The 26110-nt window shown below is 63.8% G+C and carries 26 protein-coding genes; 12 read left to right on the top strand and 14 right to left on the bottom strand.

Features of this window, described 5'->3' with window-relative positions:
• The first annotated feature begins 34 nt into the window (after positions 1-34).
• The 11 genes from tcyJ to ABCR88_RS01270 all read left to right on the top strand — a co-directional run bounded on the left by tcyJ (position 35) and on the right by ABCR88_RS01270 (position 10373).
• On the top strand, positions 35-832 hold the full coding sequence (tcyJ, locus tag ABCR88_RS01320) for a cystine ABC transporter substrate-binding protein (RefSeq protein ID WP_011058628.1): 798 nt from the start codon (positions 35-37) through the stop codon (positions 830-832).
• Entirely contained in the window at positions 832-1497 is a 666-nt protein-coding gene (gene tcyL, locus ABCR88_RS01315) for a cystine ABC transporter permease (protein ID WP_011058627.1), read from the top strand. The genes tcyJ and tcyL overlap by 1 nt, the downstream gene beginning before the upstream one ends.
• 4 nt (positions 1498-1501) lie before the next feature.
• A complete protein-coding gene (gene tcyN, locus ABCR88_RS01310) occupies positions 1502-2254 on the top strand; it encodes an L-cystine ABC transporter ATP-binding protein TcyN (protein WP_041115168.1) in 753 nt (250 codons plus the stop codon).
• Positions 2255-2309: 55 nt separating this feature from the next.
• Positions 2310-2690: a DUF2750 domain-containing protein gene (locus ABCR88_RS01305; protein WP_041115165.1), complete on the top strand. Its 381-nt coding sequence runs from the start codon at positions 2310-2312 to the stop codon at positions 2688-2690.
• A gap of 374 nt (positions 2691-3064) precedes the next feature.
• Complete coding sequence (locus ABCR88_RS01300) at positions 3065-4306, top strand: SfnB family sulfur acquisition oxidoreductase (protein ID WP_350023479.1); 1242 nt, start codon at positions 3065-3067, stop codon at positions 4304-4306.
• 39 nt (positions 4307-4345) lie between these two features.
• Positions 4346-5545, top strand: coding sequence for an SfnB family sulfur acquisition oxidoreductase (locus ABCR88_RS01295; protein ID WP_041115161.1), 1200 nt, complete (start codon positions 4346-4348; stop codon positions 5543-5545).
• On the top strand, positions 5545-6912 hold the full coding sequence (locus ABCR88_RS01290) for an LLM class flavin-dependent oxidoreductase (RefSeq protein WP_350404002.1): 1368 nt from the start codon (positions 5545-5547) through the stop codon (positions 6910-6912). The genes ABCR88_RS01295 and ABCR88_RS01290 overlap by 1 nt, the downstream gene beginning before the upstream one ends.
• 112 nt (positions 6913-7024) lie before the next feature.
• Entirely contained in the window at positions 7025-7834 is an 810-nt protein-coding gene (locus ABCR88_RS01285) for a MetQ/NlpA family ABC transporter substrate-binding protein (protein WP_350404001.1), read from the top strand.
• A gap of 1 nt (position 7835) precedes the next feature.
• Positions 7836-8960, top strand: a complete 1125-nt coding sequence (locus ABCR88_RS01280) for an ATP-binding cassette domain-containing protein (protein ID WP_337154469.1) — start codon at positions 7836-7838, stop codon at positions 8958-8960.
• Positions 8950-9594: a methionine ABC transporter permease gene (locus ABCR88_RS01275; RefSeq protein ID WP_015633738.1), complete on the top strand. Its 645-nt coding sequence runs from the start codon at positions 8950-8952 to the stop codon at positions 9592-9594. The genes ABCR88_RS01280 and ABCR88_RS01275 overlap by 11 nt, the downstream gene beginning before the upstream one ends.
• Positions 9595-9746: 152 nt before the next feature.
• The gene (locus tag ABCR88_RS01270) at positions 9747-10373 is read left to right on the top strand and encodes a class I SAM-dependent methyltransferase (RefSeq protein WP_350403998.1); all 627 of its coding nucleotides are present in this window, start codon (positions 9747-9749) and stop codon (positions 10371-10373) included.
• A gap of 231 nt (positions 10374-10604) precedes the next feature.
• On the opposite strand, the gene ABCR88_RS01265 is transcribed toward ABCR88_RS01270, so the two are convergent.
• The 3 genes from ABCR88_RS01265 to ABCR88_RS01255 are packed head-to-tail and all read right to left on the bottom strand — an operon-like array spanning position 10605 to position 15849.
• Positions 10605-13691 carry an efflux RND transporter permease subunit gene (locus ABCR88_RS01265; protein ID WP_350403996.1) on the bottom strand — a complete coding sequence of 1029 codons (3087 nt, stop codon included), beginning with the start codon at positions 13689-13691 and terminating at the stop codon, positions 10605-10607.
• Entirely contained in the window at positions 13688-14758 is a 1071-nt protein-coding gene (locus ABCR88_RS01260) for an efflux RND transporter periplasmic adaptor subunit (protein WP_210692854.1), read from the bottom strand. Before ABCR88_RS01260 ends, ABCR88_RS01265 begins: the two co-directional genes overlap by 4 nt.
• Positions 14755-15849, bottom strand: a complete 1095-nt coding sequence (locus ABCR88_RS01255; protein ID WP_011058616.1) for an efflux RND transporter periplasmic adaptor subunit — start codon at positions 15847-15849, stop codon at positions 14755-14757. Before ABCR88_RS01255 ends, ABCR88_RS01260 begins: the two co-directional genes overlap by 4 nt.
• Before the next feature lie 274 nt (positions 15850-16123).
• Between ABCR88_RS01255 and ABCR88_RS01250 the strand changes: the two genes are divergently transcribed.
• On the top strand, positions 16124-17320 hold the full coding sequence (locus ABCR88_RS01250) for an AAA family ATPase (protein WP_041115150.1): 1197 nt from the start codon (positions 16124-16126) through the stop codon (positions 17318-17320).
• A gap of 132 nt (positions 17321-17452) precedes the next feature.
• Here the strand turns inward: ABCR88_RS01250 and ABCR88_RS01245 are convergent, their stop codons facing one another.
• The 11 genes from ABCR88_RS01245 to ABCR88_RS01195 form a co-directional block, all read right to left on the bottom strand.
• Positions 17453-18337: a transporter substrate-binding domain-containing protein gene (locus ABCR88_RS01245; RefSeq protein WP_011058614.1), complete on the bottom strand. Its 885-nt coding sequence runs from the start codon at positions 18335-18337 to the stop codon at positions 17453-17455.
• Complete coding sequence (locus ABCR88_RS01240; RefSeq protein ID WP_183000628.1) at positions 18334-19116, bottom strand: amino acid ABC transporter ATP-binding protein; 783 nt, start codon at positions 19114-19116, stop codon at positions 18334-18336. The genes ABCR88_RS01245 and ABCR88_RS01240 overlap by 4 nt, the downstream gene beginning before the upstream one ends.
• The gene (locus ABCR88_RS01235) at positions 19113-19772 is read right to left on the bottom strand and encodes an amino acid ABC transporter permease (RefSeq protein WP_015633731.1); all 660 of its coding nucleotides are present in this window, start codon (positions 19770-19772) and stop codon (positions 19113-19115) included. The genes ABCR88_RS01240 and ABCR88_RS01235 overlap by 4 nt, the downstream gene beginning before the upstream one ends.
• Positions 19753-20418 (bottom strand): amino acid ABC transporter permease, encoded by a 666-nt coding sequence (locus ABCR88_RS01230; RefSeq protein ID WP_011058611.1) that lies wholly within the window; start codon positions 20416-20418, stop codon positions 19753-19755. Before ABCR88_RS01230 ends, ABCR88_RS01235 begins: the two co-directional genes overlap by 20 nt.
• 471 nt (positions 20419-20889) lie before the next feature.
• Entirely contained in the window at positions 20890-21672 is a 783-nt protein-coding gene (locus ABCR88_RS01225) for a MetQ/NlpA family ABC transporter substrate-binding protein (RefSeq protein ID WP_011058610.1), read from the bottom strand.
• 220 nt (positions 21673-21892) lie between these two features.
• On the bottom strand, positions 21893-22534 hold the full coding sequence (locus ABCR88_RS01220) for a hypothetical protein (protein WP_350403994.1): 642 nt from the start codon (positions 22532-22534) through the stop codon (positions 21893-21895).
• Entirely contained in the window at positions 22534-22968 is a 435-nt protein-coding gene (locus ABCR88_RS01215) for a hypothetical protein (protein WP_350403992.1), read from the bottom strand. Before ABCR88_RS01215 ends, ABCR88_RS01220 begins: the two co-directional genes overlap by 1 nt.
• A 107-nt stretch (positions 22969-23075) precedes the next feature.
• Positions 23076-24014, bottom strand: a complete 939-nt coding sequence (locus ABCR88_RS01210; RefSeq protein WP_103290577.1) for a sigma 54-interacting transcriptional regulator — start codon at positions 24012-24014, stop codon at positions 23076-23078.
• 57 nt (positions 24015-24071) lie between these two features.
• Positions 24072-24653 (bottom strand): alpha/beta hydrolase, encoded by a 582-nt coding sequence (locus tag ABCR88_RS01205; RefSeq protein ID WP_011058608.1) that lies wholly within the window; start codon positions 24651-24653, stop codon positions 24072-24074.
• Between the two features lie 314 nt (positions 24654-24967).
• Positions 24968-25369 carry a biopolymer transporter ExbD gene (locus ABCR88_RS01200; protein WP_011058607.1) on the bottom strand — a complete coding sequence of 134 codons (402 nt, stop codon included), beginning with the start codon at positions 25367-25369 and terminating at the stop codon, positions 24968-24970.
• 1 nt (position 25370) lies between these two features.
• Entirely contained in the window at positions 25371-26096 is a 726-nt protein-coding gene (locus ABCR88_RS01195; RefSeq protein WP_011058606.1) for a MotA/TolQ/ExbB proton channel family protein, read from the bottom strand.
• Positions 26097-26110 lie beyond the last annotated feature (14 nt).

The following is a 26110-nucleotide window of genomic DNA, read 5'->3' as shown; positions in this document are numbered from 1 at the left end:
GCATCGTGCATAAGAAAACACACAGGGGCTTGTCATGAATTTTTCCGTACTGCGTCGCAATCTGCTGATTGGCACACTGGGCCTGGCCCTCGGTGCCGGACTGATGGGACAAGCGGTTGCCGGCGAGCAACTGCAGAAAATCAAGGATGCCGGAGTCATCAACGTCGGCCTGGAAGGCACCTACCCACCGTTCAGCTATGTGGACGAAAACGGCAAGCTGACCGGCTTCGAGGTGGAATTCTCCGAAGCCCTGGCGAACAAGCTCGGGGTCAAGGTCAAGCTGCAGCCGACCAAGTGGGACGGCATTCTCGCCGCTCTGGAGTCCAAGCGCCTGGACGCCGTGGTGAACCAGGTGACCATCTCTGAAGAGCGCAAGAAAAAGTACGATTTCTCCATCCCCTATACCGTCTCCGGCATCCAGGCCCTGACCCAGAAGAAGGACGAAGGCAAGTTCAAGACCGCCGCCGACCTGGGTGGGCACAAGGTCGGCGTGGGCCTGGGCACCAACTACGAGCAGTGGCTCAAGGACAATGTGCCCACCGCCATCATCAAGACCTACGACGACGATCCGACCAAGTACCAGGACCTGCGCGTAGGCCGTATCGAAGCCATCCTGGTGGACCGCCTGGCGGCCTTCGAACTGATCAAGAAAACCAAGGACACCCTCGTGGTATCCGGCGAACCCTTCTCCCGCCAGGAAGCCGGCGTGGCCCTGCGCAAGGGCGAACCTGAGCTGCTGGCGGCGGTGAACAAGGCCATCGAGGAACTGCGGGCGGACGGCACGTTGAAAAAACTCTCGGAAAAATACTTCAACGCTGACGTCACCCAATAATGGAAGCAGGCCTGCAACTGGCGCTGGAATCAGCGCCATTTCTTCTCAAAGGCGCGTACTACACGGTCATCCTCAGCCTCGGCGGCATGTTCTTCGGACTGCTGCTGGGCTTTGGCCTGGCCTTGATGCGCCTGTCACACCTGGCCCTGGTGAGCTGGATCGCCCGCATCTACGTGTCGTTCTTTCGCGGCACGCCGCTCTTGGTGCAGCTCTTCGTGATCTATTACGGCCTGCCGCAACTGGGGCTGGAACTGGACCCGCTGCCCGCGGCACTGATCGGTTTCTCCCTGAACATGGCGGCCTATGCCTGTGAAATCCTCAGAGCTGCCATCGGCTCCATCGAGCGTGGCCAATGGGAAGCCGCCGCCAGCATCGGCATGACCCGCGCGCAGACCCTGCGCCGGGCGATCCTGCCCCAAGCCATGCGCACGGCCCTGCCGCCGCTGGGCAACAGCTTCATTTCTCTGGTCAAGGACACGGCCCTGGCCGCCACCATCCAGGTGCCTGAACTGTTCCGCCAGGCGCAGCTGATCACCGCCCGCACCTTCGAAATCTTCACCATGTATCTTGCCGCCGCCCTGATCTACTGGATTCTCGCCAGCGTGCTCGCGCACCTGCAGAACCGGCTTGAAGAGCGGGTCAATCGGCACGACCAGGAGTCCTGAAGCCATGATCGTGGTGGAAAAACTGACCAAGCAGTTCAAGGGCCAGACGGTGCTCAATGGCATCGACCTGGAGGTCAAGGAAGGCGAAGTGGTCGCCATCATCGGCCCCAGCGGCTCGGGCAAGACCACCTTCCTGCGCTGCCTGAATTTTCTCGAAGAACCCACCAGCGGCCGCATCCGCATCGGTGACATCAGCATCGACAGCAGCATCCCCCTGAGCCATCAGCAGGGCCGGATCCGCCAGTTGCGCCAGCAAGTGGGCTTCGTATTCCAGAACTTCAACCTGTTCCCCCACCGCACCGCCCTGGAGAACGTCATCGAAGGCCCGCTGGTGGTGAAGAAGACCCCGCGGGAGCAAGCCGTCGCCCTGGGTCGCGCGCTGCTGGCCAAGGTCGGGCTGGCAGGTAAGGAAGATGCCTACCCCAGGCGCCTATCCGGCGGCCAGCAACAGCGGGTAGCGATCGCCCGGGCCCTGGCCATGGAACCGCGGGTGATCCTGTTCGACGAACCCACCTCGGCCCTGGACCCGGAGCTGGTGGGCGAAGTACTGGCCACCATCCGCAGCCTGGCCGAAGAGAAACGCACCATGGTCATCGTCACCCACGAGATGGGCTTTGCCCGGGACGTGGCCAACCGGGTGATCTTCTTCGACAAGGGGGTGATCGTCGAACAGGGCGAAGCCAAGGCGCTGTTCGCCAACCCCCAGCACGAACGCACCCGACAGTTCCTCAGCAAGTTTCTCCACCCCGGCACATGAAGCTTGAAACTCCCCTAGCCGGCTGCCTGCGCTCCTTCCAGGCCATGGAGGCCTGATGCTGGCGCCGCAGAAAATCCACAACCTGCTCCGGCTCTCGCCCCAGGCCCGGTGTGACTACCTGATTCGCAAGGTGGCGGATTTCCAGGTCATCTGGGGGCTGTTCGCTGACGGCTGGGCCACCGCCGGCTCCGCCCAGGCCAGCGCCATCGCCTTCTGGCCAGAGGCGGAGTTCGCCGCCTTGTGCGCCCACGGCCCATGGCACGGCTTTGAACCCAAGCCCATTGAGCTGGGCCATTTCCTCTCCCACTGGCTGCCTGGCATGCAGCGCGACGCCAGGCTCTGCCTGGTGTTTGCCGATGCGGACGGACAAGGCCTGTTGCTGCCCCCCGAGTCACTGCTGCAATCGCTCACCCACGAGCTGGATCAGTACCAGTAACGCCTGCGGCGGCGCCTGAACGCTCAGCGCCGATCGCCTCACTTCCCGTGTTTGCATCCCCCTGTCCGTGTTCTTTTGCGCCAACGAAAAATGCTAGCCGGTGTCTGCCGCACACCGCGCCAGCCCGCAGCCACTGGGCCGCAACCGGCCATCCTGCCGTATACGTAAACCCCTTCTATTCATATTCCTAAAAATTAGTTTATTTAATTTTTATACGCGCATAGGGTATATGCACCGGACCACCGGACATTCTTGATTCTGATTTCGCCGCACGCACGCGGCATATCCATGAGATGTGAGGTAGGTATGGTCCGGAACACAATCACCCCAGTGCAGATCGCCAGGGCATTGCGTGCAGCCAAGGAGTGGCGCTGATGTCCAGTCTGGTCGAAGCTCAGGTCCAGAGTGACCTGGATATTGCTCCCCTTTTGTTGCCCGCACGGGTTTTGCGCAACGACGCCGAAGCCCTTCAGGCCGCCCATGAACTGGCGGACGTTGCCCGCCAGCAAGCCGCCCAACGTGACCGTCAGCGCAAGCTGCCCTGGGCGCAGATCGAACAGTTCACCCGCAGCGGCCTGGGCAGTATTTCCATCCCCCGCACCTACGGCGGGCCACAGGTTTCCTTCGTCACCCTGGCCGAAGTCTTTGCCATCATTTCCGCGGCCGACCCGGCCCTGGGACAGATCCCGCAGAACCAGTTTGGCATCCTCGGCCTGATTCTCGGCTGCGGCACCGAGCGGCAGAAGAAACAGCTGCTGCAGAGCGTCCTGGAAGGCTGGCGCATCGGCAATGCCGGCCCGGAACGCGGCACCAAGAACACCCTTGAACTCAAGGCACGGATCACCGCCGACGCCGACGGCCACGTGATCAATGGCCAGAAGTTCTACTCCACCGGCGCCCTGTTCGCCCACTGGGTGGCGGTCAAGGCACTCAACGAGGAAGGCCGCCAGGTGCTGGCCTTCGTCCGTCGTGGCACCCCGGGGCTGCGCATCGTCGACGACTGGTCGGGCTTCGGCCAGCGCACCACCGCCAGCGGCACCATCCTGCTCAACGATGTACGGGTGGACGCCGAGCTGGTGCTAGACAACTGGCGGATCAACGAAACACCGAATATCCAGGGCGCGGTATCCCAGCTGATCCAGGCCGCCATTGACGCCGGCATCGCCCGGGAAGCCTTGGCCGACGCCATCCGTTTCGTTCGTGAACGAGCACGCCCGTGGGTCGACGCCAACGTCGAACGGGCCAGCGATGACCTGTATGTGATCGCCGACATCGGCAAGCTGCAGATCGAACTGCACGCCGCCGAAGCCCTGCTGCGCAAGGCCGGCCAGGTGCTGGACCAGGTCAGTGCGGCGCCGATCACTGCCGAGTCTGCGGCCCGCGCCTCCATCGCCGTGGCCGAAGCCAAGGTGCTGACCACCGAGATCTCGCTGCTGGCCAGTGAAAAGCTCTTCGAGCTGGCTGGCAGCCGCGCCACCCTCGCCGAATTCAACCTCGACCGTCACTGGCGCAACGCCCGGGTGCACACCCTGCACGACCCGGTGCGCTGGAAGTACCACGCCGTGGGCACCTATCACCTGAACGGCACCTTGCCTGCCCGGCACTCCTGGATTTAACCGCCCAGAACGCTTTTGACCAGATCTCTGGAGAAACACATGTCTCTTTCCCAACACGTCGCGGTCATTACCAGCGATGAGCAAGCCCTGATTGTCGCCAGCGACCTGGCGGAAGATTTCAAGCGCGACAGCGCCCTGCGCGACCGCGAGCGGCGCCTGCCGCACCCCGAGCTGGAAGCCTTTTCCCGCTCCGGCCTGTGGGGCATCAGCGTGCCCAAGGAATACGGTGGCGCCGGGGTTTCCAACGTCACCCTGGCCAAGGTCATCGCCCTGATCGCCGAGGCTGACGCCTCCCTGGGGCAGATCCCGCAGAACCATTTCTACGCCCTGGAAGTGCTGCGAGTGAACGGCAGCCCTCAGCAGAAACAACGGCTGTACGCCGAAGTCCTGGCCGGCCGGCGTTTCGGCAATGCCCTGGCCGAGCTGGGCACCAAGACCGCCCACGACCGCACCACCCGCCTGAGCCGCGACAGCAACGGCCCGGGCTACCGCATCGACGGGCGCAAGTTCTACGCCACCGGCGCCCTCTACGCCCAGCGCATCCCCACCTCGGTGGTGGATGAACACGGCGTGCAGCAACTGGCCTTCGTCCCCGCCGACGCCCAGGGCCTGGACGTGATCGACGACTGGAGCGGCTTCGGCCAGCGCACCACCGGCAGCGGCTCGGTGCAATTCGACAACGTGTGGGTGGACGAGGCCGACGTGGTGCCGTTCCAGAGCGCCTTCGAGCGCCCGACCCCAGTCGGCCCGCTGGCGCAGATTCTCCACGCCGCCATCGACACCGGCATCGCCCGCGCCGCCTATGAAGACGCCCTGCGCTTTGTGCGCACCAAGACCCGGCCGTGGATCGACTCCGGCAACGACAAGGCCACCGACGACCCACTGACCCTCAAGAGCTTCGGCCACCTGAGCATCCGCCTGCACGCCACCGAGGCCCTGCTGGAGCGCGCCGGAGAATTCCTCGACCGGGCCCAGGCCGACACCAACGCCGACACCGTGGCCGCCGCGTCCATCGCCGTGGCCGAGGTCCGCGCCCTGAGCACGGAAATCTCCCTGGCCGCCGGCAGCACCCTGTTCGAACTGGCGGGCAGCCAGGCGACCCTGGCCGAGCATGGCCTGGACCGCCACTGGCGCAATGCCCGGGTACACACCCTGCACGACCCGGTGCGCTGGAAGTACCACGCGGTGGGCAACTACTACCTGAACCAGCAGAACCCGCCACTGCGGGGGACCATCTGATGGCCGCGCCTGAAACCACCAAGAAGAAGATCCTGCTCAACGCCTTCAACATGAACTGCGTCGGGCACATCAACCACGGCCTGTGGACCCACCCGCGGGACAACTCGACCCAGTACAAGACCCTCGAGTACTGGACCGAGCTGGCCCAGTTGCTGGAGCGCGGGCTGTTCGACGGGCTGTTCATCGCCGACATCGTCGGGGTCTACGACGTCTACCAGAACTCGGTGGACGTGCCCCTCAAGGAGTCGATCCAGCTGCCGGTGAACGACCCGCTGCTACTGGTCTCGGCCATGGCCGCGGTCACCAAGAACCTGGGGTTCGGCCTCACCGCCAACCTCACCTACGAGGCGCCCTACCTGTTCGCCCGGCGCCTTTCCACCCTCGACCACCTGAGCCGTGGCCGGGTCGGCTGGAACATCGTCACCGGCTACCTGGACAGCGCCGCCCAGGCCATGGGGCTCAAGGAGCAGATCGAGCACGACCGCCGCTACGACCAGGCCGACGAGTACCTGGAGGTGCTGTACAAACTCTGGGAAGGCAGCTGGGAGGACGACGCGGTCCTTAACGACCGCGAACAGCGCATCTACGCCCAGCCGGGCAAGGTGCACAAGGTCGAGCACCAGGGCGAGTTCTACCAGGTCAGTGGCTACCACCTGTGCGAACCGTCGCCGCAGCGCACCCCGGTGCTGTTCCAGGCCGGCAGCTCGGACCGCGGCCTGCTGTTCGCCGGGCGCCACGCCGAGTGCGTGTTCATCAGCGGGCAGAACAAGGCCGCGACCAGGGCCCAGGTGGACAAGGTCCGCGCCAGCGCCGTGGCCGCCGGGCGCAATCCCGAGGACATCAAGGTGTTCATGGGTCTCAACGTGATAGTCGGCCAGACCGAGGAACTGGCCTGGAAGAAGCACGCCGAGTACCGCAGCCACGCCAGCGCAGAGGCCGGGGTGGCGCATTTTTCCGCGTCCACCGGGATCGATTTTTCCCAGTACGAGATCGACGAGCCGATCCAGTACGTGAAGAGCAATGCCATCCAGTCGGCCACCAAGAACCTGCAGAACAACGACTGGACCCGACGCAAGCTGCTGGACCAGCACGCCCTGGGCGGCCGCTACTTCACCGTGGTCGGCTCGCCGCAGCAGGTGGCCGACGACCTGGAATCCTGGATCGCCGAAACCGGCCTGGACGGCTTCAACCTGACCCGCATCGTCACCCCGGAAAGCTACGTCGACTTCATCGACCTGGTCATCCCCGAACTGCAGCGCCGCGGCTCCTACAAGACCGCCTACGACGACGGCACCCTGCGGGAAAAGCTCTTCCGCCAGGGCCGCAAGCTGCCCGAACAACACACCGGCGCGGCCTACCGCCGCTAAATGCTTCGCCGGCAAGCCGGCTCCTGCACACCTCACTGTAGGCGCTGGCTAGCCAGCGAAGAGGCCCGCAACCACACCCCATTCCCTGGCCCCGACTCGGACCCTGACCCCTATGAAAACCAAACGCCTGCGCCACCCGCTCAAAGCCCTGGCCCTCGCCCTCGGCCTGTTCAGCAGCGCCGTCTTCGCCGCCGACGCGCCGCTCAAGGTCGGCACCACCGCCGCCTTCGCCATTCCCCTGGAGGCCGCCGTGGAAGAGGCCGGCAAGCAGGGCCTGAAGGTGGAACTGGTGGAGTTCACCGACTGGATCGCGCCCAACGTCAGCCTGGCCGCCGGTGACATCGACGTGAACTACTTCCAGCACATCCCGTTCCTGGAAAACGCCAAGGCCGCCGCCGGTTTCGACCTGGTGCCCTTCGCCCCGGGCATCATCAACAACGTCGGCCTGTACTCGAAAAAATACAAAAGCTTCGCTGAACTGCCCGAGGGCGCCAGCGTGGCCATCGCCAACGACCCGATCAACAGCGGGCGCGGCCTGCAACTGCTGGCCAAGGCCGGGCTGATCACCCTCAAGCCGGGCGTCGGCTACAAGGCCACCGAAGACGACATCGTCAGCAACCCGAAGAAGATCAAGATCCTCCAGGTCGAAGCCGTGCAACTGGTACGCGCCTATGACGACGCCGACCTGGTCCAGGGCTACCCGGCCTACATCCGCCTGGCCAAGACCTTCGATGCCGGCTCGGCGCTGCTGTTCGACGGCCTGGACCACAAGGAATACGTGATTCAGTTCGTGATCCAGCCCAAGAGCAAGAACGACCCGCGGCTGATCAAGTTCGTCGACATCTACCAGCACTCGCCTGCCGTTCGCGCCGCTCTGGATAAAGCCCACGGCAAGCTCTACCAAGCCGGTTGGGAAGGTTGAGATGAGTGTCGCGACGCTGCAGCGCAAGCTGCCGGAAGCGGCGCCCCGGCGCGCCGAGCAGACCGAGCTGCACCCCGAACTGAATCGCGCCCAGGTGCGTTTTATCGGCCTGGGCAAGACCTACCAGGGCCAGCAGGGTCCGGTGCAGGCCTTGCACGATATCGACCTCTCGATCCAGCGCGGCGAGGTGTTCGGCATCATCGGCCGCAGCGGCGCCGGCAAGTCGTCGCTGATCCGCACCATCAACCGCCTGGAGCAGCCCAGCAGCGGCCGGGTGCTAATCGACCAGGTGGACATCGGCGACTTCGACGAAGACCGCCTGGTGGCCCTGCGCCGGCGCATCGGCATGATCTTCCAGCACTTCAACCTGATGTCGGCCAAGACCGTGTGGCACAACGTCGAGCTGCCGCTGAAGGTGGCCGGGGTACCCAAGGCCGAGCGCGAGCGCAAGGTGCGCGAGCTGCTGGAGCTGGTGGGTCTCAAGGACAAGCATCGGGCCTACCCGGCGCAGTTGTCCGGCGGCCAGAAGCAGCGGGTGGGGATCGCCCGGGCCCTGGTCCACGATCCCGAGATCCTGCTGTGCGACGAGGCCACTTCGGCCCTGGATCCGGAAACCACCCAGTCGATCCTCGGCCTGCTGAAAGAGATCAACCAGCGCCTGGGCCTGACCATCATCCTGATCACCCACGAGATGGCGGTAATCCGCGATATCTGCGACCGCGTGGTGGTGCTGGAACACGGGCGCATCGTCGAGCAGGGGCCGGTCTGGGAAGTCTTCGGCAACCCGCAGCACGAGGTCAGCAAGACCCTGCTGGCGCCCCTGCAGCACGGCCTGCCGGAAGAACTGCAGAACCGCCTGCAAAGCCATCCGACGTCTTCCGAGGCGGCGCTGGTGCTGAGCCTGCGCTTCACCGGCAGCAGCCATGAGGAACCGGACCTGGCGGCGCTGTTCGGCGCCCTGGGCGGCCGCGTACGCCTGCTGCAAGGCGGCGTGGAACGCATCCAGGGGCACGCCCTGGGGCAATTGCTGCTGGCAGTCCAGGGCTCGTCCCTGGAGGCTGCGCAACTGCGCCAGCGCGCCGGGCAATGGGCACAACAGGTGGAGGTACTGGGCTATGTGGTTTGATCGCTTGTTGCAGGGCATTCTCGACACCCTGCTGATGGTCGGCGTGTCCTCGCTGATTGCCCTGCTGGCGGGGATTCCCCTGGCGGTGATCCTGGTCACCAGCGGCAAGGGCGGGATCTACGAGGCGCCGAACCTGAACCGGGCGCTGGGGGCCTTTGTGAACCTGTTCCGCTCGATCCCGTTCCTGATCCTGATGGTGGCGCTGATCCCCTTTACCCGGATGATCGTCGGCACCACCTACGGCGTGTGGGCCGCCGTGGTGCCGCTGACCATCGCCGCCACGCCGTTCTTTGCGCGGATCGCCGAAGTCAGCCTGCGTGAGGTCGACCACGGCCTGATCGAGGCCGCCCAGGCCATGGGTTGCCGGCGCTGGCATATCGTCTGGCACGTGCTGCTGCCCGAAGCGCTGCCGGGCATCGTCGGCGGCTTCACCATCACCCTGGTGACCATGATCAACTCCTCGGCCATGGCCGGGGCGATTGGCGCGGGCGGCCTGGGGGACATTGCCTACCGCTACGGTTATCAGCGTTTCGACAGCCAGATCATGCTCACGGTGATCGTGCTGCTGGTGATTCTGGTGGCCGCGATCCAGCTGGGTGGCGACCGCCTGGCGCGGGTGCTGAACAAGCGCTGAGGGCTGTGGTGTCCGCTCGGACGCCTTCGCGAGCAAGCTCGCTCCTACCAGGGACTGCACACAACCTGTAGGAGCGAGCTTGCTCGCGAAAAGGCCGCCAGGTCGCCATTGGAGGTATATTTGCTGCCTCCCTTCTACCCACGCAGCCCGCCATGAAACTCGCCCCCGACGATCTCGAAAGCATCACCGCAACCACCCTCGGCCACTACAACCAGGTGGCCGAAGGTTTTCGCGAAGGCACCCGCGACCACGATGTGAGCCAGAACATCGACGCGCTGCTGCGGCACATTCAGGGCCCGGCGCCATTCACCGTGCTGGATTTTGGCTGCGGCCCCGGCCGCGACCTGCAGGCCTTTACCCGCCTGGGCCATGTCGCCGTCGGCCTCGACGGCTGCGAGCGCTTCGCCCAGATGGCCCGGGAAGACAGCGGCTGCGAGGTCTGGCAGCAGGACTTTCTCAAGCTCGACCTGCCGGCTGAACGCTTCGACGGGATCTTCGCCAACGCGGTGCTGTTCCACATTCCCCGCCAGGAACTGCCGCGGATACTCAAGCAGCTGCATGCCAGCCTGAAGGACGGCGGCGTGCTGTTCAGCTCCAATCCGCGAGGGGAAAACCAGGAAGGCTGGAACGGCCCGCGCTATGGCGCCTACCACGACCTGGCGGCCTGGCAGGCACTGCTGACTGATGCCGGGTTTGTCGAACTGGAGCACTACTACCGCCCCGCCGGCCTGCCTCGCGAACAGCAACCGTGGCTGGCCAGCGTCTGGCGCAAGGCCTGATCCCCCTGCAAGGAGCCAACTCGCCAGCGAAGGCGATTTCAGATCAGGCGCCTGTCTCTCGGACCCCTTCGCTGGCAAGCCAGCTCCTACGAGGCAGTGGGGGGCCTACGCCCTCTGCAACGCCGCATACCCCGTAGGAGCCGGCTTGCCGGCGAAGGCGATTTCGGATCAGGTGCTCGCCTTCAGGCCCCCTTTCGCTGGCAAGCCAGCTCCTACGGAAATAGCCAGCGCCTACGAGGCCGTGGGCCGGGTGCGCTCGGTGTCCTTGCTCGGTTCCTTGATCTTGTACCAGGCCACGTACAGCGCCGGGAGGAACAGCAGGGTGAGCAAGGTGGCAACGATGATGCCGCCGATCATGGCGTAGGCCATCGGCCCCCAGAACACTTCCCGGGCAATCGGGATCATCCCCAGGCTGGCCGCCGCGGCGGTCAGCAGGATAGGTCGACGCCGATGGTGGGTGGCTTCCAGCACCGCGTCCCAGGGGTGATAGCCCTCACGCTCGTATTCGTCGATCTGGGTCACCAGGATCACCGAGTTGCGGATGATGATGCCGATCAGCGCCAGGATCCCGAGGATCGCCACAAAGCCCATGGGCGTGCCCGTGGGCACCAGGGCCAGGACCACGCCGATCAGCCCCAGGGGCGCCACACTGGCCACCAGGAACAGCTTCTGCACGCTGTGCAGCTGGATCATCAGGAAGGTCGCCATGAGGAACAGCATCAGCGGCACCACCTTGGCGATCGGCCCCTGGGCCTTGCCGCTCTCCTCCACGGTGCCGCCGGTGGCCACCGAATAGCCGGCGGGCAGTTGCGCGGCGAAATGGTCGATGTCCGGCTTCAGTTGCTTGACCAGGTCGGTGGGCTGGATCGCATCGCGCACCGCGGCCTTGATGGTGATGGTCGGCTTGCGGTCGCGACGCCACACCAGCGGCTGCTCCAGTTCGTAGCGCACGCTGGCGAACGCCAGCAGCGGGATCGAAGTGCCGCTGGGAGTGACGATCTGCAGGTTCTGCAGGGTTTCCGGGGAGCCGCGCTCGTTGTCGTCGGCGCGACCGACCACGTTGATCAGGTAGATGTCGTCATGCACCTGGGTCACGGTGGAGCCGCTGACGATGCTGTTCATCAACTGCGCCACGTCTTCGGAGGACAGCCCCAGTTGCCGCGCCTTGTCCTGGGCGATGTCGATGCGCAGCACTTTGCCGGGCTCGTTCCAGTCATAGATGATCTCGCCGATGTGCGGGTTCTTGTCCAGCTCGGTGGCCAGTTCGATGGCGTGCTTGCGCACCTGGTCGATGTCCTTGCCACTGACCCGGTATTGAATCGGCCGCCCCACCGGCGGGCCCATTTCCAGGGCCTGCACATAGCTGCCGATGCCGACGAAATCTTCCCGCAGGCGTTTCTGCAAGCGCTGGGTCAGGGCCGTGCGCTGCTCCAGGCCCTTGCTGACGATCACCAGCTGGGCGTAGTACGGGTTCTGCAATTGCTGGTCCAGGGGCAGGTAGAAACGGATTGCGCCCTCGCCGATGTAGGTGCTCCAGCGCTCGATGTCCGGGTCGTCCTTGAGGGTGGCCTCCAGGCGGTCCACGGCCTGGCGGGTCTCGTTGATCGAAGCGTTCTGCGGCAGGTTGAGGTCAACGAGGATCTCCGGCCGGTCCGATGACGGGAAGAACTGGTTCTGCACGAAACGCATGCAGAACACCGAAGCCACGAACAGCAGCACGGTGATGCCGATGGCCCACCAGCGGTTGCGCATGGCCCACAGCAGGCCACCGTTGAAGGCCCGTCCGATACGCCCCGGCTCATCGGAATGGGGTTTGACGTTGGTGCTCAGGATGTGGATGCCGATCACCGGGGCAAACAGCACCGCGACTATCCACGACACCAGCATGGCCACCGCGATCACCGCGAACAGGGTAAAGGTGTACTCACCGGCAGAACTGGCATTGAGGCCGATGGGCACGAAGCCGGCCACGGTCACCAGGGTCCCGGTGAGCATGGGAAAGGCGGTGGAGGTGTAGGCGAAGGTCGCTGCCTGCTCCTTGCTCTCGCCCTTCTCCAGCCGCGTGACCATCATTTCCACGGTGATCATCGCGTCATCCACCAGCAGCCCCAGGGCGATGATCAGCGCCCCCAGGGAGATCCGCTGCATGGTGATGCCGCTGTACTCCATGAACACGAAGACCATGGCCAGCACCAGCGGAATCGAGCAGGCCACCACCAGGCCGGCGCGGACCCCGAGGCTGATGAAACTCACCACCAGCACGATGATCACCGCCTCGAACAGGGCACTGGTGAAACCGCCCACTGCCTCTTCCACCACCTCGGCCTGGTCGGAAACCTTATGCACCCCGACGCCCACCGGCAGGTCGGCGGTGAGCTGGTCCATGCGAGCGTGCAAGGCCTTGCCGAAGTCCTGGATGTTGCCGCCCTTCTTCATGGCGATCGCCAGGCCGATGGCCGGCTTGCCATTGAAGCGGAACAGCGGCGTGGAAGGGTCGACATAACCGCGGCTGATCTCGGCGATGTCCGCCAGCCGGTAGAAGCGGTCGTTGAGCCGCAGGTTGACCGTGGCCAGGTCCTTCTCCGAGGCGAACTGCCCGGACGTGCGCACCGAGATGCGCTCCGGCCCTGCCTCGATCACCCCGGCCGGGGTCACCGCGTTCTGCGATTGCAGGCTCTGCAGGACCTGGCGCTGGTCAATGCCCAAGGCCGCCAGCTTGCGGGTGGAGAAGTTCAGGTAGATGACTTCGTCCTGCTCGCCGACCATCTCCACCTTGCCCAGGTTCGGCACTTCACGGATCTGCGCCCGTACCTGTTCCACGTAGTCGCGCAACTGGCGCATGCTCAGGCCATCGGCGGTGAAGGCGTAGATCGAACCGAACACATCGCCGAACTCATCGTTGAACCCCGGGCCCTGCAGGCCCTGGGGAAAGTCGCCGCGGATGTCGTTGATCTTCTTGCGCACCTGGTACCAGATCTCGGGAATGTCCTTGGCACTGGTGGTGTCGCGAAGGTAGACGAAAACCGTCGATTCGCCGGGGCGGGTGTAGCTTTTCACGTAGTCCAGCGAGTCCAGCTCTTCGAGTTTCTTCTCGATGCGGTCGGTGACCTGCTTCAGGGTTTCTTCCTGGGTCGCACCGGGCCAGCGGGTCTGGATGACCATGGTCTTGATGGTGAAGGACGGGTCTTCCTCGCGCCCCAAATTCATGTAGGAAAACACGCCCATTAGCAGCGCAACGAACATCAGGTACCAGACGAAGGACTGATGCTTGATCGCCCACTCGGACAGGTTGAAGCTCCCTTTGCTGTCGGGCGTCATTGTGCGCGGTCCTCATCGATTTTGACTTTCTGCCCCGGCTTGAGGCTGTTGACCCCGGCACTGACCACCCGCTCGCCGGGCTTGACGCCCTGGCTGATCAACGCCGAAGCACTGTCGCGGCTGAGCACCGTGACCTCGCGCGGAGCCACCGTCTGGCTCTGGGGGTCGACGACCCAGATCCGGGTCTTGCCCTGCACCTCTTGCAGGGCGGTCAGCGGCACCTCGGTGCGCGGCTCGATGGCCGAGCTCAGGGTCACGCTGATGGCGGTGCCCAGGCGAAAGGCCTCGGGCGTGTCCTTGAGGGTCAGGCGGGCGCGGCGGGTACGGGTTGCACTCTGGGCCTGGGGTTCGATCTCACGCACCGTGGCGGTGGTGCTGATGCTCGGATCCAGCTGTGCCGCGACCTTGAATTCCACACCGGCCGGCAACTGGTCCACCAGGCTGGCCGGCAGGTCGATCACCGCTTCCTTGATCTCCGGCCGGGCCAGGGTCACCACTTGCTGGCCGGCGGTCACCACCTGCCCGGCCTCGGCGTTCCAGGCGGTGATCACACCGCCGTGATCGCTGCGCAGTTCGCTGTAGTTGAGCTGGTCCCGGGCCTGGCGCACCGAGGCCTTGGCCTGGTCCAGGGAGGCACCGGTGGTCTTCAGGTCGGTCTGGGCGATGTCCAGTTGCGCCTGGGCGCCCACGCCGCGATCGAACAGTTCCTGCTGGCGCCGGGCATTGGCCTGGGCGTTGATCCACTGCGCCTCGACCTTGGCCAGGTCGCCCTGGGCGGCCCGCAGCTGGTTCTGCTGGTCGGTGGGGTCCAGAGTCGCCAGCAAGTCCCCGGGGCCCACTTCGGCACCGACATCGACATTGCGGTTGGCAATGCGCCCCGGCACCCGGAAGCCCAGGTTGGTCTCGTAGCGGGCCTGGATGGTGCCGGCAAAACGCCCCAGGCTTTCCTCGGCCTGGGGCGCCACCCGGAACGACAGCACCGGGCGCACCGGCTCCGGCGCCGGCTCTTCCCTGGAGCAGCCCAGCAATAAGGCGCTGGCACACAACAACGGCAGCAGGCGCTTCATGGCTGTGCTCCTTGGTCGCTCGTTTGCGAGGCGATCTCCACGAACATCCCCGGGTGCAGCAACTGCCCACCCGCCACTACCACTTTCTCGCCGCCCTTGAGGCCGTCGCTGATGATCACCTTGCCGGTGAGGTAGCGCCCGACCTTCACCGTGTGCAGGGCCGTCTTGCCGTCCTCGCCCACCAGCCACACGGCAGGCTCGCTGAGGTTCTTGGTCAGGGCCGACCAGGGCAGCACCACACTGGCCTTGCCATGGGCCCGGGCGGTAGCGCTGACCACCGAGCCCAGGTCCATGCCCGCCGGCAACGAATCGAGCACCACCTTGACCTGCACCGTGCCGCTCTGGGCCGAGACCACCGGCGTCACCTCGCGGACCTTGCCGGTGGTGGTCACCTTGGGGTTGTCCAGCAGGCTGATGTGAATGGTTTCCTGGCCCGGTGGCTGCATCAGCAGCGACTCGTAGACGTTGAACACCGCATCGCGCTCGCCATCCCGGGCCAGGCTGAAGATCGGCACCGTGGCCTGCACCACCTGGCCGACCTCGGCCTGGCGCGCGGTGATCACCCCCGGAGCCTCGGCCACCAGCTCGGTGTAGCTCAGTTGCTCGCGGGCGTTGGCCAGTTGCGCCTGGGCCGCGCTCAGGGCGCTCTGGCTGCTGCGCAGGGCGGCCTGGGCCGAATCGTATTCACTCTGGCTGGTGTAGCCCTTGGGCAAGAGCTTCTGCTGGCGGACAAACGCCGCGCCGGCCTGCTTGACCCGGGCCTGCTCGGCGAACACCGAGGCCGCGGCAGAATCGACATTGGTCTGCAGGTCCTTGGGATCGAGCTTGGCCAGCACCTGTTGCGCGGTAACCCGATCGCCGACATCGACCATGCGCTGGATGATCTTGCCGCCGACGCGGAACGACAGTTCAGTCTGCACCCGGGCCTGGACGTCACCGGTCAGGGTCACCGAAGGGGCGAAGTCACTGCTCTGCACCTCCAGGATGCGCACCCGCGGGCGCTCCTTTTCCCCGGGCTTTTCCGCCCCGCAGCCGCCAAGCAGCAGCAACAGGGTCAATCCCACTATCCACTTCGAATTGAACGCAGCCATGCAGGCTCCTTTTGCGTGATGCTGTCTCGCCAGTGACGTTACGACTGTGAGCTTAGAACAGGGTTCAACCGCTGCACGCCAGTCTCATCAGAGAGGGTTTCGGTGGCGCGAAGCTTGCTCCCGCTGGCCGGCCGGCGCCCCGGGGCGCAGCAGCCGCAACGGCCCTCGACGCGCTCTATCCTGGCAAGCACGACGTCGGTTTCGAGGGCAGCCGCAAGCAAGCTGCGGCTCCACAAATCAGGCACACTGCGCACCACGCAACAGGAGACCCGGCATGCTCAAGACCCTGGCGGTGGCCAACTACCGCTCCATCAACAAACTGGTGATCCCCCTGGGTCGGCTGAACCTGGTCACCGGCGCCAACGGCAGCGGCAAGTCCAACCTGTACCGCGCCCTGCGCCTGCTGGCGGAGACCGCCCAGGGCGGCGTGGTCAACGCCCTGGCCAAGGAAGGCGGGTTGGAATCGACGTATTGGGCCGGGCCGGAACAGATCAGCCGACGCATGAGCCAGGGCGAGGTGCCGATCCAGGGCGGGCCGCGCAAGGCCGCCAGACGCCTGCAACTGGGCTTTGCCGGTGAGGACTTCGGGTACGCGATCAGCCTGGGGCTGCCGGATTCCAGCGGCCATTTCATGTTGCCCGGGCACAGCTCGCCGATTGCCTCGCGCTTCACTCTCGACCCCTGGATCAAGCGCGAGAGCATCTGGGGCGGGCCCCTGTACCGCTCGGCCAGTGCCCTGGTGGACCGCCAGGGCCCGATGATACGAGCCCGTGCGGGCCGCCAATGGGAGGTGCTGGCGCAGCACACGAGCAGCGGCGACAGCCTGTTCGACCGGGTGGGCAACCTGAGTTCATCGCCCGAGGTCCTGCATCTGCGCGAGCAGATCCGAGGCTGGCGTTTTTATGACCACTTGCGCACCGACAGCCAGGCACCCGCGCGCCGACCACAACTGGGCACCCGCACCCCGGTGCTGCACCACGATGGCCGGGACCTGGCCGCCGCGTTGCAGACCATCATCGAAGTGGGCGATCAGCAGGCATTGCACGAAACCATCAGCGATGCCTTCCCGGAGTCGCGGCTGGAGATCGATGCCGTTCCGGGGGGGCTGTTCGGGGTGCAGTTCTATCAGGATGGCTTGTTGCGACCGTTGTCGGCCGCGGAACTGTCCGACGGCACCTTGCGCTACCTGTTGCTGGTAGCGGCCCTGCTGACCCCACGACCACCGACCCTGATGGTGCTCAATGAACCGGAGACCAGCCTGCACCCGGACCTGTTGCCGGCCCTGGCGCGCCTGATCATTCGCGCCTCGCAACAGTGCCAGGTGTGGGTGGTGTCCCACGCCCGGCGGCTGATCGCAGCCTTGCAGCAAGACCCCGAATGCAACTGCATCGTGCTGGAGAAACAACTGGGCCAGACCGGCATCGTCGGCCAGCGCATGCTGGACGAACCGGCGTGGAACTGGCCTGACTGACCCCTCCCCGCCGGCCCCGACTGCCATGCCCCCCGTAGGAGCCAGCTTGCTGGCGAAGAGGCCCTCAAGCCCTGCATCGCCCTCACGGACGCCTTCGCTGGCCAGCCAGCTCCTACGCGAAGGGAGGAGGGGTCAGCCCTGCCATTTGCCGCCTTCGACAATCACGCTCTCAGGCTTGGTGTCGTCGCTCAGCTCTTTGCGCACGTACTGGTCATACAGCTTGAGCAGGTACTTCTCCTCGCCCAGCTTGGCCAGTTCGGCATTCACCCAGTCCCGCAATTCAATGTTGCCCTTCTTCACCGCCGGGGCGATCGGCGCCTGCTCGCCCAGGGTCTGCGGCAATACGCGGTAGCCCGGGTTCTGCTTGGACCAGCTGAACAGGATCAGGTTGTCCTGGGCATAGGCGTCACCGCGACCGTTGGCCAGGGCCTGCAGGGATTCAGTGTTCTTCTCGAACTTGAGCAGTTTCCAGTCCGGGTGGTTCTGGGTCAGCCAGATGTCCGCGGTGGTGCCGGTGGTGACGATGGTGGTGCGGCTCGCCAGGTCATCCAGGCTCTTCACTGCACTGCCTTCAGGCACCAGGGCCTGGACCGCCACCTTCAGGTTGGGGTTGGTGAACTCCACCGCTTCCTTGCGCTCCGGGGTCACGGTCATGTTGGCCAGGATCAGGTCGACCTTGTCGCTCTGCAGGAAGGGAATGCGGCTGGCCGGTTCCACGGCGACGAATTCAACCTTGTTCTCGTCCCCCAACAGGTCCTTGGCGAATTGCCGGCCGATGTCGGTATCGAAGCCCACGTAGCGCCCGGTTTCATCGACGAAACCGAACGGCGGCTTGTCGGTGAATACACCGACGATCAGCTTGTCCCGGGCCTTGATCTTGTCCAGGTAGCCGGCCGCCGGCGCGGCGCTGGCGGCCGTGGCCGCAGGCTTGGGTGCATCATTGGATTTGTCGCAGCCGGCCAGCAGGGCCAGACCGAACAGCGGCAGTAACAACAGCGAAGACTTGGCAGTTTTCATAAGAGCTCCAGTTCCTTTTTAGGGGCTTTCTTGGGCAGTGCTTCAACGAAGGAGAACTTCTCCAGGAACTGCTGCGCGCGTGCGCTCTGCGGGTTCGTGAAGAAAGCCTCGGGGGTGTTCTGTTCCACGATGCGCCCGCCGTCCATGAACACGACACGGTCGGCCACGGCCCGGGCGAAGGCCATTTCATGGGTGACGATCAACAGGGTCATGCCGTCGCGGGCCAGGCCCTGGATCACTTCCAGCACTTCCTTGACCATCTCCGGATCCAGCGCCGCGGTGACCTCGTCGAACAGCATCACCTGGGGGTTCATGCACAACGAACGGACGATGGCGATGCGTTGCTGCTGGCCGCCGGAAAGCTGCCGGGGAAAGGCCTCGCGCTTGTCCAGCAGGCCCACTCGTTCCAGCAGCGCCTCGGCCTGGGCCCGGGCTTCCCGGGGCTCGCGCTTCTGTACCTTGAGCGGCCCCAGGAGGATGTTGTCCAGCACGTTCATGTGGGGAAACAGGTGATAGCTCTGGAACACCATGCCGATCTGCTGGCGCACCTGGCGCCAGTCGGTGGCGGGGCTCAGCAGTTCGCGCCCGGCAAAACGCAGGTGGCCGCTGTGGGCGGTTTCCAGGCCGTTGAGGCAGCGCAACAGGGTGCTCTTGCCGCAGCCGCTGGGGCCGAGGATGACGATCACCTCACCCGCCGCCACGCAGAGGTCCACTTCCTTTAGCACCTGCTGCGGGCCGAAGAACTTGTTGAAACCCTGGAACTCGATCAATGCGCTCATGCTTGCGTCCAGCGCCGTTCCAGCACGCGGGAGGCGGCTGACAACGGGTAGCAGATAAAGAAGAAAAACAGAAACAGCACGCCGTAGATCAGCACCGACTCGTAGGTGCGCTCGATGATCTGCTGGCCGACCTTGATCACGTCCACCACGCCGATCAGCACTGCCAGGGAGCTGGTCTTGATGATCCGCGTGTAGACGTTGATGGTCGGTGGCGTCATGCGTTTCAGCGCCTGGGGCAGCAACACGTAGCCGTACAACTGGGCACCGGAAAGGCCGATGGACAGCCCTGCCTCACGCTGGCCCCGGGGCAGGGACTGCAGCGCCCCGCGCACCACCTCGCCGACCTCGCTGGCACCCCACAGCGACAGCACCAGCACCGCGCAGGTGAAGCTGGGAATGCTGATGCCGAAGAAGATCGGAAAGCCGAAGAACAGCAGGTACAGCCAGACCAGCACCGGAATCGCCCGGAACAGCTCCAGGTAGATCCGCAGCGGCACGTCCAGCACCTTGCGCTGCAGGCTGCGCAGCACGCCATAGAGCACGCCGCCCAGGGTGCTGAAGGCAATGCTCAGCAAGGAAATCGACAAGGTCTGCGCAGCGCCCCTGGCCAGTTGCGGCAGGGACACCAGCAACAGCTCAAGACCCGAACTGGCCATGCTGCAACCTCCTTTCCAGACGGCTGAGCAACAGCGACAGGGGCAGGAACAACAGCACGCAGATCAGCGTCAGCACCGCGAGCATTTCGTAGGTCTTGTAGTACAGGGCGATGTAGCTCTTGGTGGTGTAGAGAATTTCCGGCACCGCCACCGCCGAGACCACGGTGGTTTCCTTGAGCAGGAAAATGAAATTGGCGAACAGCGATGGCAGGCTGAGGATCCCGGCCTGGGGCAGGATCACGTAGCGCAGCAACTGCCACTGCGACAGGCCGATGGAGCGCCCCGACTCCAGCTGCGCCTGGGGCACGGCTTCCACGCCGGCCCGCAGCACCTCGGTGAGGTAGGCGCCGCCAAGAAAAGTCATGGTGATGATCGCCGCGGTGAAGCCGGAGACCTTGATCCCCAGGGCCGGCAAGGCGAAGTAGACGAAGAACAGCTGGATCAGCAACGGTGTATTGCGCGCCAGTTCCACGTACAGGCCGATCAGCCGGTGCAGGTAAGGGGTGCGAAATACCAGGAGCGTGGCGTTGATCAGGGCCACCAGCAGGGAAGTGCCGATGGCGATCAGGCCGACCTGCAGGGTTACCCCAACGGCTTTGAGAAAGGCCGGCAGGGTGCTGAGGATAAAGGCGTAGTCGAGGGTCATTGAAAGTCCTGGACGCCGCTGGGATACAGCGGCGGTGGTGCAGTCCATGGGGCGATGGGTAACCGCCCGGCTGCCGCGACTTTATAGCTATAAAAAGCAGAATTTAAATACCGTTAAGGCATATTGATATCACCCAAAAACCTAACCCGCGGATTTGCCGGGCTGGCGCCCAGCTACTACCTTCTCTGCCGGGCCTGCCGGGTTCTTTCGCGCTCGAACAGCCCCACTGGACGCTGCACTTCTCAAGGACGACCACCATGGCCGATGCAAAGACCCCGCAACCCCTGGACCCCCATGAACTGATGAAATGGCTGGCGGCCCTGCGCCGGGCCACCCAGCCCACCGCCCAAAACGCCCCTGTGTAGGCGCCGGCTCCTACGGTTTTTTCGGGCGCAATAAAAAACGCCGACGCTGCGCTAGCCGTCGGCGTTTAAACCTTGAAGGGGTTTGTCGCGTCAGTAGCCTAGTTCATCAGAACGCCGGCAGTACTGCGCCGCTGTATTTTTTCTCGATGAAGGCTTTGACTTCCGGGCTGGTCAGCGCCTTGGCCAACTTCTGGATGGCCGGGCTGTCCTTGTTGTCCGGGCGGGCCACCAGGTAGTTCACGTAAGGCGAATCGGAACCTTCGATGATCAGCGCATCCTTCGCCGGGTTCAGGCCGGCTTCCAGAGCGTAGTTGGTGTTGATCATGTCCAGGTCAACCTGGTCCAGGACCCGCGGCAGCATGGCCGACTCAAGTTCCTTGAACTTGAAGTTGTGCGGGTTCTTGGCGATGTCCTTGGGCGTGGCCACGGCGTTCTTCGGGTCCTTGAGCTCGATCAGCCCGGCCTTCTGCAGCAGGATCAGGGCGCGGCCGCTGTTGCTGCCTTCGTTGGGGATGGCGATGGTTGCGCCATCTTTCAGCTCGGCCAGGGTCTTGACCTTCTTGGAGTAGCCGCCGAAAGGTTCGACGTGCACGCCGATCACGGTTTCCAGGTGGGTGCCTTTGCCTTCGTTGAAGCTCTTCAGGTAGGGCAGGGTCTGGAAGTAGTTGGCGTCCAGACGCTTCTGGTCGACCTGCACGTTGGGCTGCACGTAGTCGGTGAAGACCTTGATTTCCAGGTCCACGCCTTCCTTGGCCAGGGTCGGCTTGATCAGCTCGAGGATCTCGGCGTGGGGCACCGGGGTCGCAGCGACCACCAGCTTCTCGCCAGCCTGGGCGATACCTGCGCTCAGGGCTGCCGCCAGTGCGGTGAACAACAGAACTTTTTTCATGCAAGGTCCTTAGGTGTCGAGGTCGACGACGGCTTCAAATAGGGAACTGATTGAGGTGCCAGTGAAGTGCCACTGCTGGCGTGAGGCGGACAATACCGAGATTTTTTATTCCCGAACAATATCTTTTTCGCAAGAACTTATAACTTTTTTACGGGTACAAAATGGATAGCTGGCTAGCCTGCCGGTACGTCTCGTTGCTCCGTTACACAACGCCTGCGATCTATCGATTACCGACTTCAATGGCAACCTTGGTAATGACCGACGTCAGTGCCTTCTCCAGTGCACCATCACCCTCCAGGCTGGCGTAAATGTCATACCTCACTTCATGCTTCGAGTTCATCCAGCGCAACCCGGTCTTCCTGACTCCGCCCACTACTTTTTCCGACGTTTTCACCAAGGGCTTACCGAGGTCTTGAGGCTTGGCGTAATCATCGTCGTAAACAACTACACGCTGCGACAGCTCACGTTCATAGTGGGACTCGTAGGTGACAACATAGTCAGCACCGCACGAATAAAGTGACATGACACCGTTCAAACCGCCTTCCTTCATCTCGACACCGGAGGGGGCTTCTTTGGAAAACTGACATCCCAATTTTTCAATTGCCGCTCTCGACTCCGATTTGAACCTGACTGCTTTAGATAGCCTTTTATCGGTCTTCTGAGCGAGTGTGACCATCGAACTGAATTGCTCGAAGCTTGGAAAGCTCGATCTTTTCTCAGGCTCAATTCGGGATGAGGCGGGTCTCTTGTTGATGATACTTTGAATATGTGCGTTACCACTTAGAGGGTGAATTTCCAACTCCGCAATTGCCGAGAATGAAACAAGCAACATGCTTATGCAGATCATCAACAAGCGCATCATCACCACTCCGTCAGATTGCAAGAGGTCGTGTAGGTTTCGAGGCAGGGCGAACCGTCAGCTACGCTTGGAGACCAGCCAGGAGTACAGACATTGATAAGCAGATGATCCTGTTGAGCGCTGTAGTCAGGATCGCCATATTTCCCGTCCGCATAATGGAAACCGTAGACTTCCCAATCCATGCCACAAAATCCGCAACCTGCATAAGACCGCCAGGTACTGTCGGATTTATCGTAAAACTCCCTGTAACTGCCATCCACAGTGTTGTATTGCACAGACGATGTTTCTAATTTCCATGTACGTATCGTGTCCCAACTGACTGACTCGTTGAAACCGAAACAGTTGGCACGAGAAAACATCGCCAGTTCAGTGAGATACGCATAGGCGTTGGGGGTCAGAGCAGATAGAAAAATGACCGCACAAGATACTCTTCTCATAAAAATCCCTTTAATGCTTGAAGCAGATTTCCTTTTCGAAGAAGTTAATGCAAATCATTTGCATGTACAACCATTGCTTTTGCAATAACTCTCGTGCTCGCTCCGCTCTACAATCCCAACCGCTGCGCAACCTTCTCCAGCACAGCCTTCAACCTTCCGCGCTCACTCTCACTTCCCCGCAGCAACACCTCTATTTGCCGCTCCAACTCACTCAGCGGTGACACTTTTTCCGGCAGGTTGAGGTGCTCGGGCAGTATCTCCTCGCCGCTGCTGACCAGCAGCGCAAAGTGGATGACGTTCTCCAGCTCCCGGGTGTTGCCCGGCCAGCTGTGGCGATTCAGGGCCTGCTGCGCGGCTTCGCTGATCAGCGGCACCGGCAGGTCCAGGCGCTGGCTGTAGATGCCGAGGAAGTATTCGGCCAGGGACTCGATGTCTCCCACCCGTTCCCGCAGCGCCGGCAGTTCCAGCTGGCCTTCGCTGAGGTAGCGATACAGGCGCTCGTGAAACTTGCCCGCCGCCACCGCCTGGGCCAGGTCGATGCTGGTGGCCGCCACCAGGCGCACGTCCACCGGGCTCGGTTGCTGGGCGCCGACCCGGGTCACTTCGTGGTTCTCCAGGGCGGCCAGCAGCTTGGTCTGGATCGGCAGCGGCAGGTCGCCGATTTCATCCAGGTACAGGGTCCCGCCGTTGGCCGAGCCGAACCAGCCGGCGCGGCTGCTGGCCGAACCGCTGAAACTGCCGGCGGCATAACCGAACAGTTCGGCGTCGGCGTAGGTCGGGCTGATGGCGCCGCAGTTCACCGAGACGAACAGGCCACTGCGATCGCTGGCACGGTGGATGTGCCGGGCCAGCAGCTCCTTGCCGGTGCCGGTTTCGCCACGGATCAGTACCGAAACCGAACGCGGCGCCAGTTGCTCCAGCTCTTCGCGCAACTGCCGCGAGCGCGGGTCGACGAACACCAGCGCCTTGGCGCGGATGCTCAGGGGGCTTTTCTCGGCATCGGGGAAGGTCAGCAACGGCTGACCGAATGGGGTATGGGCACTCATGGCAGGCTCCCGCCCCAGACCGCCGGGGGACGGGGCGTTTAAACGAAAAAAGGACGATCAGGCACGACGCAGGGCGTGTTGTTCCATGCGGTTCTGCAAGCGGTACAGATAGGCGAAACCCTGCTCCCAGCGATGGTGGCCGGACTTGACGTTGATATGGCCGGCGCCGGCCAGGATCCCGGCTTCGGCGCCCCAGTCACGGGCCAGCTCCAGGGCCCGCGGCGCGCTCACGGCACTGTCGTTATCCGAGCTGACCACTTGGCTGGGGAACGGCAGCAGGTGCCGGGGGATCGGCGCGAAATTGCGCAGCGCCGGGGCACAGGCCGGGCGCTCGACGTCCGCCGGGGCCACCAGCAACGCACCGCGCACCTGGCGCAAGGCCGCTACGGGCGCGCGCGCGGCCCAATGAGCCACGGTAATGCAACCCAGGCTGTGGGCAATCAGGATCACCGGAGTGTCGTCGGCGGCAATGGCCTCGGCCAGGGCCGCCACCCAATCTTCGCGGCGCGGCGTCAGCCAGTCGGCCTGCTCCACCCGCGCGCTGTTGGGCAGGCTGTTCTGCCAGTGGGTTTGCCAATGATCTTCTGGCGATCCTTGCCAGCCCGGCACAATCAAGTAGCGAATGGATTCGTTGCGCATGGGGAACTCTCCTGCTGCGTGTCTGTTCCCGGACGAGTATAGGGAGGGGATTTATATTCGTTAAGGAATAAGAAGCTATTTATTAATGCCTTAAACGAATATAAAACTTCCCCCCGGCCTCCGTAGGAGCCGGCTTGCCGGCGAAGGGGCCCGCAAGCCTTGCACCGCGCTCAAGGACGCCTTCGCTGGCAAGCCAGCGCCTACGGCTGGCGCGATTACGGTGGGGGCCTTGCGGGGGCTTTTTCGCCAGGCAAAAAAAAGGCCGCACCCTGCCAAGGAGACGGCCTGAAAAGTCGTGGCGTTGTTGCTCGGTCTCAGCGCGCGGTAATCACCGACAGTTTGGTGATGCCCGCACGCTCGATGGACGCCATGGCTCGGGCCACTTCGCCGTAGTTGACGCCATCGTCGGCCTGCAGCTGGACCCGCACTTGCGGGTCCTTGGCCTTGGCCGCTTGCAAGTTGGTTTCCAGCAGGTCCGGCTGGATCTCGTCCTTGTTGATAAAGAGTTTGCCGGCACCGTCGATGCTCACCACCAGCGGGTCTTTCTGCTCCACCGGGGCCACGGCCTCCGTTTTGGGCAGGTTGATCGGAATGGCGTTGGTCAGCAGCGGCGCGGTGACGATGAACACCACCAGCAGTACCAGCATCACGTCCACCAGCGGGGTGACGTTGATCTCACTCAGCACCTCATCGCTGTCTTGAGTGGAGAAGGCCATGTCAGGACGCCTCCTTCACTTTTTGCGGGCTGCCCTGGGCCGCGGCCTTGTGCACGCTCGGGTGGATCAGCACACGGAAGGAGTTCTTCTGCGCCAGGCTGTAGAAGTCGTGGGCAAAGTCGTCCAGGTCCGCAGCCGTGAGCTTCAGGCGCCGCAGGAAGTAGTTGTAGACCAGCACCGCCGGCACCGCGACGGCGATCCCCACGCCGGTGGCCACCAGGGCCGCGCCGATCGGCCCGGCCACGGTTTCCAGGCTGGCAGAGCCCGCCGCGCTGATGCCTTTCAAGGCTTCCATGATCCCCCACACGGTGCCGAACAGACCGATAAAGGGCGAGGTGCTACCGATACTGGCGACCACCGCCAAGCCGGTTTCCAGGGAGCGGCGTTCACGCACGATCTGCTGGCGCAGGGCGCGTTCGAGACGGTCCTGATGGTTGATCGCCTGGCTCAGGTCCGCGGCATGGGGCGCTTCGCCGACCTGGATCGCCGCATAGCCGGCCTGGGCAACCCGGGCCGCCGCGCCGGGCTGGGTTTCACTCAACGAGGCAGCGGAGTCGAGGCTGGACGCTGCCCAGAACTGATTGTGGAACTTGCGATCCTGGGACTTGAGGCGGGCGAACTGCACGCCCTTGACCAGGGCCAGGCCCCAAGTGGCGACGGAGAAGACCACCAACAGCCAGATCACCGCGCTTTCGATGGATTCCAGTGGAGATGCCAGTAACGTCATGATGTGTTCCCTCT

This window comes from Pseudomonas sp. W17, from assembly GCF_040268305.1.
GTDB lineage: Bacteria > Pseudomonadota > Gammaproteobacteria > Pseudomonadales > Pseudomonadaceae > Aquipseudomonas > Aquipseudomonas protegens.
The sequence above is the reverse complement of the archived record's forward strand: the minus strand, read 5'-3'. Positions and strand labels throughout refer to the sequence as shown.

What these genes read in the sequence shown, in the direction of transcription:
- tcyJ (WP_011058628.1), top strand. Translation starts at nt 35, where the DNA reads ATGAATTTTTCCGTACTGCGTCGCAATCTGCTGATTGGCACACTGGGC.
- tcyL (WP_011058627.1), top strand. Translation starts at nt 832, where the DNA reads ATGGAAGCAGGCCTGCAACTGGCGCTGGAATCAGCGCCATTTCTTCTC.
- tcyN (WP_041115168.1), top strand. Translation starts at nt 1,502, where the DNA reads ATGATCGTGGTGGAAAAACTGACCAAGCAGTTCAAGGGCCAGACGGTG.
- ABCR88_RS01305 (WP_041115165.1), top strand. Translation starts at nt 2,310, where the DNA reads ATGCTGGCGCCGCAGAAAATCCACAACCTGCTCCGGCTCTCGCCCCAG.
- ABCR88_RS01300 (WP_350023479.1), top strand. Translation starts at nt 3,065, where the DNA reads ATGTCCAGTCTGGTCGAAGCTCAGGTCCAGAGTGACCTGGATATTGCT.
- ABCR88_RS01295 (WP_041115161.1), top strand. Translation starts at nt 4,346, where the DNA reads ATGTCTCTTTCCCAACACGTCGCGGTCATTACCAGCGATGAGCAAGCC.
- ABCR88_RS01290 (WP_350404002.1), top strand. Translation starts at nt 5,545, where the DNA reads ATGGCCGCGCCTGAAACCACCAAGAAGAAGATCCTGCTCAACGCCTTC.
- ABCR88_RS01285 (WP_350404001.1), top strand. Translation starts at nt 7,025, where the DNA reads ATGAAAACCAAACGCCTGCGCCACCCGCTCAAAGCCCTGGCCCTCGCC.
- ABCR88_RS01280 (WP_337154469.1), top strand. Translation starts at nt 7,836, where the DNA reads ATGAGTGTCGCGACGCTGCAGCGCAAGCTGCCGGAAGCGGCGCCCCGG.
- ABCR88_RS01275 (WP_015633738.1), top strand. Translation starts at nt 8,950, where the DNA reads ATGTGGTTTGATCGCTTGTTGCAGGGCATTCTCGACACCCTGCTGATG.
- ABCR88_RS01270 (WP_350403998.1), top strand. Translation starts at nt 9,747, where the DNA reads ATGAAACTCGCCCCCGACGATCTCGAAAGCATCACCGCAACCACCCTC.
- ABCR88_RS01265 (WP_350403996.1), bottom strand. Translation starts at nt 13,691, where the DNA reads ATGACGCCCGACAGCAAAGGGAGCTTCAACCTGTCCGAGTGGGCGATC.
- ABCR88_RS01260 (WP_210692854.1), bottom strand. Translation starts at nt 14,758, where the DNA reads ATGAAGCGCCTGCTGCCGTTGTTGTGTGCCAGCGCCTTATTGCTGGGC.
- ABCR88_RS01255 (WP_011058616.1), bottom strand. Translation starts at nt 15,849, where the DNA reads ATGGCTGCGTTCAATTCGAAGTGGATAGTGGGATTGACCCTGTTGCTG.
- ABCR88_RS01250 (WP_041115150.1), top strand. Translation starts at nt 16,124, where the DNA reads ATGCTCAAGACCCTGGCGGTGGCCAACTACCGCTCCATCAACAAACTG.
- ABCR88_RS01245 (WP_011058614.1), bottom strand. Translation starts at nt 18,337, where the DNA reads ATGAAAACTGCCAAGTCTTCGCTGTTGTTACTGCCGCTGTTCGGTCTG.
- ABCR88_RS01240 (WP_183000628.1), bottom strand. Translation starts at nt 19,116, where the DNA reads ATGAGCGCATTGATCGAGTTCCAGGGTTTCAACAAGTTCTTCGGCCCG.
- ABCR88_RS01235 (WP_015633731.1), bottom strand. Translation starts at nt 19,772, where the DNA reads ATGGCCAGTTCGGGTCTTGAGCTGTTGCTGGTGTCCCTGCCGCAACTG.
- ABCR88_RS01230 (WP_011058611.1), bottom strand. Translation starts at nt 20,418, where the DNA reads ATGACCCTCGACTACGCCTTTATCCTCAGCACCCTGCCGGCCTTTCTC.
- ABCR88_RS01225 (WP_011058610.1), bottom strand. Translation starts at nt 21,672, where the DNA reads ATGAAAAAAGTTCTGTTGTTCACCGCACTGGCGGCAGCCCTGAGCGCA.
- ABCR88_RS01220 (WP_350403994.1), bottom strand. Translation starts at nt 22,534, where the DNA reads ATGATGCGCTTGTTGATGATCTGCATAAGCATGTTGCTTGTTTCATTC.
- ABCR88_RS01215 (WP_350403992.1), bottom strand. Translation starts at nt 22,968, where the DNA reads ATGAGAAGAGTATCTTGTGCGGTCATTTTTCTATCTGCTCTGACCCCC.
- ABCR88_RS01210 (WP_103290577.1), bottom strand. Translation starts at nt 24,014, where the DNA reads ATGAGTGCCCATACCCCATTCGGTCAGCCGTTGCTGACCTTCCCCGAT.
- ABCR88_RS01205 (WP_011058608.1), bottom strand. Translation starts at nt 24,653, where the DNA reads ATGCGCAACGAATCCATTCGCTACTTGATTGTGCCGGGCTGGCAAGGA.
- ABCR88_RS01200 (WP_011058607.1), bottom strand. Translation starts at nt 25,369, where the DNA reads ATGGCCTTCTCCACTCAAGACAGCGATGAGGTGCTGAGTGAGATCAAC.
- ABCR88_RS01195 (WP_011058606.1), bottom strand. Translation starts at nt 26,096, where the DNA reads ATGACGTTACTGGCATCTCCACTGGAATCCATCGAAAGCGCGGTGATC.